This window comes from Pelovirga terrestris (assembly GCF_014773365.1).
Classification (GTDB): Bacteria; Desulfobacterota; Desulfuromonadia; order Desulfuromonadales; family Geopsychrobacteraceae; genus Pelovirga; species Pelovirga terrestris.
In genome coordinates this window covers 1-3645 of record NZ_JACWUN010000030.1, presented here as the reverse complement: position 1 = coordinate 3645, position 3645 = coordinate 1, and the positions used below count along the sequence as shown (strand labels likewise).

Annotated in this window: 4 protein-coding genes; all 4 read left to right on the top strand. The window is 52.0% G+C overall.

The window, feature by feature from the left end:
* Positions 1-139: 139 nt before the first annotated feature.
* From ICT70_RS14660 to ICT70_RS15005, 4 genes are read left to right on the top strand one after another with little or no spacing between them, the layout of a single operon-like run.
* Positions 140-547, top strand: coding sequence for a transposase (locus ICT70_RS14660; RefSeq protein ID WP_191157953.1), 408 nt, complete (start codon positions 140-142; stop codon positions 545-547).
* Positions 548-579: 32 nt separating this feature from the next.
* Positions 580-1596, top strand: coding sequence for an ABC transporter substrate-binding protein (locus ICT70_RS14655; protein WP_191157951.1), 1017 nt, complete (start codon positions 580-582; stop codon positions 1594-1596).
* Between the two features lie 16 nt (positions 1597-1612).
* Positions 1613-3151, top strand: a complete 1539-nt coding sequence (locus ICT70_RS14650; RefSeq protein ID WP_191157949.1) for a sensor histidine kinase — start codon at positions 1613-1615, stop codon at positions 3149-3151.
* Entirely contained in the window at positions 3123-3278 is a 156-nt protein-coding gene (locus tag ICT70_RS15005) for a response regulator (protein WP_224747092.1), read from the top strand. Before ICT70_RS14650 ends, ICT70_RS15005 begins: the two co-directional genes overlap by 29 nt.
* The last annotated feature ends 367 nt before the right edge of the window (positions 3279-3645 follow it).

Genomic DNA, 3645 nt, shown 5'->3' with positions numbered 1-3645 from the left:
GAAGAACGCCTTGTGCCATAATTAGTTTCACCTCGTTGATGATAGCTGTTTGCTCGCACAAGCATTCTATCTTCCCAGTTTTACTGGGGCAACGAGGTTTTTCTATTTTTTAGCTGGTGAATCAGGGAAGTAACAGATTATGAGAATACCAAAGTGTCGTCGGAATGTAGTCTGTGGTCGAATAGGACAGCACCTTGGAAAAGTTATCAGGAAACCGGTACGGCAGCGCGAAAGCTTGGTTCTGGAAGGTTATTTGTGTTCCGACCATAATTACGAGGATATCGCGATCCCGCCGAAATATGCGGTTGCTCAGGTCGTCGGATATGTCAAGGGCAAGAGCGTCATTCGTATCGCCCGGTCATTTGGTAAAACACACCCGGAACTTACAGTGTTACTGTCATGTCATCAGGAAAAGGTTGCATGGTTAGCAAGAAATGATAAAGTTGAGCTAACCAAGGCAGAGAGCGTTCTTTTTGTAAATGATGATCCAGCTCTCGTTATGGCGCCAAAGAATTTTGACAGCACTTTCGCGTCAAACTTCCGCTGACAGCACCATAAACAGGAAAGGAGAGCCAGGGGATGCTCGCTACGTTGTTCAGGCTGATGTTGTTCCTGATGCTGTTTTACCCACGTCCCATCATGCCGGCTGAGGCCGCGGGCAAACAGGTCATTATTCTTGAAACTATGCCGGTGCACGTCATTCTCGAAGGCTCGGCCGTCTTTCAGGAAACGCTGCACATTATTCGCGACTCGGTTGATTTTCGTGTGCTTAAAGCCGATGGCGATCCGGACAGGGCAACCCGTCTGCTGAAAAATGCCCTGGCCGAACAAACACCCGACCTGGTTGTTGCAATTGCCACCCTCGGTTCCCAGGTCGCTCATCAGCTCCTCAAGGATACGGACATCCCCTGGCTGTTTTTTACCGTAACCGATCCGGTCGGCGCGGGGATTGTGGCTCAGATCAACCAGCCATCAGGGACCAATGTCAGCGGGCGGGTCTACGGCATCGAGCGGAAAACCAAACTCGATATGGCGCTACGGTTGGTCAAAGACGTTTCTTCGCAACGACCGCTGCGGATTGGCTTTATTCATACCGATTATCCGTCCTCCCAGGGTGATAAAGGGATGCTGCGGGAAGCGATAGGCGGCCATCCCGACTTCTCCTTCGTGCCCTATCAGATTGTTTACCAGGCGGTACCGGAAAAACTCCCGGAACTGCTGGATCAGGTCCGTGAGGCCACCCGCAAACTGGCCGGGCAGGTCGACTACTGGTGGACGCCGGTTGGTCCGCTTGGAGAACGGGACGAATATGTCAAGTTGCTGGTTGAAGAGACCGAGAAACCAGTCCTGATGGCTACCAATCTACGTGGCCCACAGCTCGGCGCGTTACTCTATCTGGGACCCGATATTCCGGGGCAGGCGCGGGAAGTTGCAGCATTAGCGGACAGTATCCTGAGCGGCGAGGATGCGGGAAGCATTCCGATCACAATGCCGAAATCCTTTGCTGTTGGTCTCAACCTGACAACGGCAAGCCAACTCGGCATCGTTATCCCGGCTGATATCCTCGATATCGCCGGTGGCAACGTTTATAAATAAAGGATAGAGACCGCCAATGTTGCTTCGCACCCTGCACAATTCCTCCCTCCGTAGCAAGATCGCCATGTTGGCGGTTCCGGCCGTTCTGCTTGCCTTTGCCCTGTTCGCCAGCTGGGTGATTCAACGGCAGGAACAGACCTTTTTGAACCGCACCCAAATTCAGATGCGTTTCATTACCGGGGACTTTGTTACTCACCACCTGAAAAAAAACTATGAGCTGCTGGAAAGAAATGGCCTGCAGGAGATCGAATCCTACAGCAACCGTTACCAGGAAGATGCGTTCAATATTCTGAAAGAACAGATTTCAGTTCTAGGCGGGGTGGCGCTGCTGGTTGATGCGTCAGGCACCATCAAATTTTCCAGCGACCCTGAGCCGGAGCGGTTCCGACCAGTCATTGCTCGGGTTCTGGTTCATGCCGCCAATGGCCAGCAGCAGGGACCGTTCTGTCCTCAGCCGGAGGACCTGTCCCTCGGTTATCTCTCCTGTGACACCTACTTTGCGCCCTGGCAACTGCATATTATCTACCTGCTTGACCGCCAGGAAGTGACCCGGGAGCTGCTGTCCACCCGGAAGCTGTACTTCGGTGGTGCCGGGATCATCGCCTTGCTAACCGGACTGCTGCTGTTCTTCCTGATTAATCATTTTGTTGTCAAGCGCCTGTCCTTTCTGCTGAGTGCCATCGAAAGGTTGCGCAAGGGGGACTACAGTGGTCGGCTGCGACTGTCTGCCAGGGATGAAATCGGCCGGCTGGCCGCGGCATTTGACGAGATGACCGAGCAGTTGGAAAAAACCACCTCGGCCAAGGATAGCTTCAACCATCAACTGCAAGCAGCGAACAAAGAGCTGGAATCTTTCGCCTATTCCGTTTCGCATGATTTGCGTGCGCCCTTGCGCGCGGTAGATGGGTTTAGCCAGGCACTGGCGGAAGATTATGGGGATCAGCTGGATGTTGATGCGCGAAAATATCTCGATTATTTGCGGCAAGGGGCCCAGGAAATGGGAACCTTGATTGACGACCTGCTGACCTTGTCGCAGTCCACTCGTGGTGAGCTTAACCTGGAATTGGTCGATTTAAGTCTCATCGCTCGGGCTGTCGTTGACATATTGCAGCAAAGAAACCCTGAGCGAACTGTTGACGTGACGGTTGAGCCGGATCTTAAAGCCTGGTGTGACAAGCGACTGATAAAAGTCGCGCTGGAAAATTTATTCGGTAACGCCTGGAAATACACCGGCAAGACTGAGCGGGCGAAGATTTCTTTGACTCTCACCAGGGAATATGACAAAACGATAGAAATCGCTATTGCCGACAACGGAACTGGTTTCAACAACGATTATGCGGGCAAGCTCTTTGAACCCTTTCAGCGGTTGCATCGCAAAGATGAATTTCCCGGTTCAGGTATCGGTCTCTCAACAGTGCAAAGAATCATCAATCGTCATGGTGGGATCATTCGTGGCGAAGGGCAGGTCGGGCATGGTGCCGTCTTTTACGTGAAACTCCCGAAAGAACGGAATTCGCATGCAGGATATGAAAAAGATCCTGATCGTGGAAGATGACCCGAAAGATGAATTGCTGATCCGCCGCGCGCTGAAAAATTCCGGGCTAATCAATCCTATTGTTGTAGCCAATGATGGTGAGGGGCGCTTGATGCGTTGTTCCCGAAAGATGGCAGCGAAAGCATGAAACCGGCGCTAATCTTGCTTGACTTGAAGTTGCCGCGGTTCAGTGGCGTAGACGTTCTGAAGAAAATACGCACGGAGGAACGCACCCGGAAAATCCCGGTTGTTATCCTTGCGGCGCCAACAGTTATGTTCGCAAACCGGTCAATTTTGACGATTTCAGCAAGGCCGTTGAACGGGTCGGTCTGTATTGGATTTTGACCAACGAATCGCCAGAAACTGAGTGTTTATAACATTATCACCGCCCTAGTACCTTGTAACAGTTATAAATTCGGATAAAGTCGCGTCAGCTTGATCCTGGCGTCAGCGGTTGTGAACTGCCAGTTAATTTTCTTCGTTTTGCTGTTGCGGTGACTTTCCCAGGCCGCGAC